General features: G+C 66.7%; 1 protein-coding gene. It reads left to right on the top strand.

All coding sequences use genetic code 11. The features are described from left to right. Positions 1 to 683: 683 nt before the first annotated feature. The coding region (gene gltB / locus WAO18_RS18800) for a glutamate synthase large subunit (RefSeq protein ID WP_422207744.1) at positions 684 to 4,055 on the top strand (3,372 nt) is incomplete at its 3' end.

The raw sequence follows: 4,055 nt of genomic DNA, 5'->3' as shown, positions 1-4,055 counted from the left end.
ATGTGGCCAAGCTCATGGAAGGCATCGTAGATGCGTCGGCGCCAGCCCAGCGTGGCCGGCACCGATCGCGCAGGTCACAGGTATCGGAACCAGGATGAATAGAAAATTTTCCGGCAACTTTTACCGGCGACGCCGTTATACGCGGTTTTGGCGGGCCGTAGCCGCAAATGCCAGGCACTCGACTGGCCGGTAGAGCCGCTCTGCCACGGCTTTTGGTGACCCGCGTCACCCGCTGCGGGCAGTGCGTGTGAGGCGCCCGGACTCTCTGCAGCTGAATAGACCGCAATCACAGCAAATTATCGACCGGCACCGGCCGGTGGGCGGGCCGCGGCCGAACCGGGAGAACCAGGCTCGACTGCGCCCAAATGCGCTGCGGTACAGCCGGATCAGGGCCGCCCAGGCGTGGGCGGCAGCACAGTTTGGCGGCCCCGGCAATCTACCGGTTAAGATGGGTCAAGTTGGCATGTCAGGCTGGTTTTGTCATATCGTTTTACGACTTGTCGAAAACCGGGAGCAGGGCCACCGTTCAGCGCCGTACGGATCCTCCCAACCGGATCGTCATCAGGCGAGCAGCACATCGACAAGGCCGAAGGGGCCTAGCCCGCAGCCTTCAGGGCGCGGCCCCCAACGGTGCGAATCGTGAATGCTGCGGCAGAAAGAATTTGGTGAAGGGTCAGGTGGGAATGGCGCCCAACCGCGTCGGGCTCTACAACCCCGCATTCGAGCATGACTCGTGCGGGGTGGCCATGGTCGTCGACATGCACGGCCGACGCAGCCGCGACATCGTCGATAAGGCAATCACCGCGCTGGTGAATCTCGAACACCGGGGCGCCCAGGGCGCTGAGCCGCACAGCGGTGACGGCGCCGGCATCCTGATCCAGGTCCCCGATTCCTTCCTGCGCGAGGTGGTCGACTTCGATCTGCCCGAGGCGGGCAGCTACGCCACCGGCATCGCGTTCTTGCCGCAGTCGTCGAAGGAAGCGGCCGCGGCCTGTGCCGCGGTGGAGAAGATCGCCGAAGCCGAGGGCCTGCAGGTGCTGGGCTGGCGCGAGGTACCCACCGACGACTCGTCGCTGGGCGCACTGTCCCGCGACGCTATGCCCACTTTCCGCCAGGTGTTCATCGCCGGCGCCGATGGCATGCAGCTGGAGCGCCGCGCGTACGTCATCCGCAAGCGTGCCGAGCACGAGCTCGGCACCAAGGGTCCGGGCCAGGACGGCCCCGGCCGCGAAACCGTGTACTTCCCAAGCCTTTCCGGCCAGACCATGGTCTACAAAGGCATGCTGACCACGCCGCAGCTCAAGGCGTTCTATCTGGACCTGCAGGACCAGCGGCTGACCAGCGCGCTGGGCATCGTGCACTCGCGGTTCTCCACGAACACCTTCCCGTCGTGGCCGCTGGCGCATCCGTTCCGGCGCATCGCGCACAACGGCGAGATCAACACCGTCACCGGCAACGAGAACTGGATGCGCGCCCGCGAGGCGCTGATCGACACCGACGTCTTCGGATCCCACGACGACGTCGACAAGCTGTTCCCGATCTGTACGCCCGGGGCCTCCGACACCGCCCGCTTCGACGAGGCGCTCGAGCTGCTGCACCTGGGGGGGCGCAGCCTGGCGCACGCGGTGCTGATGATGATCCCGGAGGCCTGGGAGCGGCACCCGTCGATGGACCCGGCCCGGCGCGCCTTTTATGAGTATCACGCCTCATTGATGGAGCCGTGGGACGGCCCGGCATCGATGACGTTCACCGACGGCACCATTGTGGGCGCCGTGCTGGACCGCAACGGTCTGCGCCCGTCGAGGATCTGGGTGACCGACGACGGCCTGGTCGTGATGGCCTCCGAGGCCGGCGTGCTCGACCTGGACCCGTCGAAGGTCGTGCGCCGGATGCGGCTGCAGCCGGGCCGGATGTTCCTGGTCGACACCACCCAGGGCCGGATCGTCGCGGACGAGGAGATCAAGGCCGAGCTGGCCGCCGAGCACCCGTACCAGGAATGGCTCGACAAGGGCCTGATCCCGCTGGACGAGCTGCCACAGGGCGACTACGTCCGGATGCCGCACCACCGGGTTGTGTTGCGCCAGCTGGTGTTCGGCTACACCTACGAAGAGCTCAACCTGCTGGTCGCGCCGATGGCGCGGACCGGCGCCGAGCCGCTCGGCTCGATGGGCACCGACACCCCGGTCGCGGTGCTCTCGCAACGGCCGCGGATGCTGTTCGACTACTTCCAGCAACTGTTCGCCCAGGTGACCAACCCGCCGCTGGACGCCATCCGCGAAGAGGTGGTGACCAGCCTGCAGGGGACCACCGGCGGAGAAGGCGACCTGCTCAACCCGAACGCGGACTCCTGTCGCCAGATCATCCTGCGGCAGCCGGTGCTGCGTAACCACGAACTGGCCAAGCTGATCAACCTGGACCCCGACGTGGAAGTCAACGGTCGTCGGCATGGCTTGCGGTCCAAGGTGATTCGCTGCCTCTTCCCGGTCGCCGACAATGGCGCCGGCCTGAAGGAAGCGCTCGACGAGGTGCGCGCACAGACTTCGGCGGCGATCGCCGACGGCGCGCGGATCATCATCCTTTCCGACCGGGAGTCCGACGAGAAGCTGGCGCCGATCCCGTCGCTGCTGGCCGTCTCGGCGGTCCACCACCACCTGGTCCGCGAGCGCAGCCGCACCAAGGTCGGACTGGTGGTCGAGTCGGGCGACGCCCGCGAGGTACATCACATGGCCGCGCTGATCGGCTTCGGTGCGGCGGCGGTCAATCCGTACATGGCGTTCGAGTCCATCGAGGTCATGCTGGACCGCGGTGGCCTCGAGGGTCTGGACCGCGAGACGGCGCTGAACAACTACATCAAGGCCGCCGGCAAGGGTGTGCTGAAAGTGATGTCCAAGATGGGCATCTCGACGCTGGCCTCCTATACCGGCGCCCAGCTGTTCCAGGCCGTCGGAGTCGCCGAGGAGATCCTCGACGAGTACTTCACCGGATTGACCTGTCCGACCGGCGGAATCACGTTGGCCGACATCGCCGCCGACGTCGCGACCCGGCACACGCTGGCCTTCCTGGATCGGCCCGACGAGCGTGCGCACCGCGAACTCGAGGTGGGCGGGGAATACCAGTGGCGCCGCGAAGGCGAATACCACCTGTTCAACCCCGACACCGTGTTCAAGTTGCAGCACTCCACCCGCACCGGTCAGTACGAGATATTCAAGGAATACACCCGGCTGATCGACGACCAGAGTGAGCGGATGGCGTCGCTGCGCGGGCTGCTGAAATTCCGTGACGGGCGCCAGCGGATCCCGCTCGACGATGTCGAGCCGGCCAGCGAGATCGTCAAGCGCTTCTCGACCGGCGCGATGAGCTACGGCTCGATCTCGGCCGAGGCGCACGAGACGCTGGCGATCGCAATGAACCGGCTCGGCGGCCGGTCGAACTGCGGTGAGGGTGGCGAGAGCGTCAACCGGTTCGACCCTGACCCGAACGGCGACTGGCGGCGCAGTGCGATCAAGCAGGTCGCCTCGGCCCGCTTCGGCGTCACGTCGCACTACCTGAGCAACTGCAGCGACATCCAGATCAAGATGGCCCAAGGCGCGAAACCCGGTGAGGGCGGCCAACTTCCGGCCAACAAGGTCTATCCGTGGATCGCCGAGGTACGGCACTCGACTCCGGGGGTGGGCCTGATTTCCCCACCGCCGCACCACGACATCTATTCGATCGAGGACCTCGCGCAGCTGATCCACGACCTGAAGAACGCCAACCCGTCCGCCCGGATTCACGTCAAGCTGGTCTCGGAGAACGGGGTCGGCACCGTCGCGGCCGGGGTGTCCAAGGCACATGCCGACGTGGTGCTGATCTCCGGACACGACGGTGGCACCGGTGCGACGCCGCTGACGTCGATGAAGCACGCCGGCGCGCCGTGGGAGCTCGGCCTGGCCGAGACCCAGCAGACGTTGCTGCTCAACGGACTTCGCGACCGGATCGTCGTACAGGTCGACGGCCAGCTCAAGACCGGACGCGATGTCGTCATCGCCGCCCTGCTGGGCGCCGAGGAGTTCGGC

Source organism: Mycobacterium sp. (assembly GCF_049278535.1).
Taxonomy (GTDB): Bacteria; Actinomycetota; Actinomycetes; order Mycobacteriales; family Mycobacteriaceae; genus Mycobacterium.
Note: the sequence above shows the minus strand (reverse complement) of the source record. Positions and strands in the feature narration are given on the sequence as shown.